Source organism: Synechococcus sp. H55.10 (genome assembly GCF_047502715.1).
In the GTDB taxonomy this organism is placed as follows: domain Bacteria; phylum Cyanobacteriota; class Cyanobacteriia; order Thermostichales; family Thermostichaceae; genus Thermostichus.
On the sequence record NZ_JANSJJ010000281.1, the window covers coordinates 1 to 516 of the forward strand.

General features: G+C 59.1%; 2 protein-coding genes. Both read right to left on the reverse strand.

Annotated features, from left to right (window positions below; translation table 11 throughout):
* On the reverse strand, positions 1 to 222 hold a 222-nt coding region (locus tag NW858_RS13150), incomplete at its 3' end, for a YqiA/YcfP family alpha/beta fold hydrolase (protein ID WP_414520662.1).
* 14 nt (positions 223 to 236) lie between these two features.
* Complete coding sequence (gene secG / locus NW858_RS13155; RefSeq protein ID WP_011431281.1) at positions 237 to 476, reverse strand: preprotein translocase subunit SecG; 240 nt, start codon at positions 474 to 476, stop codon at positions 237 to 239.
* Positions 477 to 516 lie beyond the last annotated feature (40 nt).

A 516-nucleotide genomic window follows, 5' to 3' on the forward strand; every position in this document is an offset into this window, starting at 1 on the left:
CCCCAAGCTAGAACCAATAAGGGTAACGGGAGGATGGCCCATTTGCGCCAACTGCTCAGAAACCTGCCGGATCTGGCGGGTCAAGGTAAGCTGGGCAAAGTTGCCCTGGTTGAGATCGGGCACCTGCAGAGAGATCCCAAGCTGCTGCAGCCGCTGCCGGAAAAAAGTAGCCTTGGCCGATTGGGGCCCAGAGCCGAATCCGTGCAAGTAGATGACCGCCACGATGACAGGGATCCCTAGGGGCCTGTGGCTGCCGAGAGCCAGCCTGCCCCCAACACCACGCTGATGGAGAGGAAGAGGGTGGCTACCGTCCAGGTGATGCGGTTGAGGTTCTGCTCGGCGCTTTTGGAGCTGGAGAACAATTGAGCTTGGCCGCCGATGCCCGCCAGCCCATCCCCTTTGGGGCTATGCAACAACACCAGTATCACCAGCAAAACGGCCGAGGCAGACCAAAGGAACTCGAAGAAGGCTTCCATCGCAGAGGATCCCAGTAGGGCACGTTGCTGAAGCTATTAT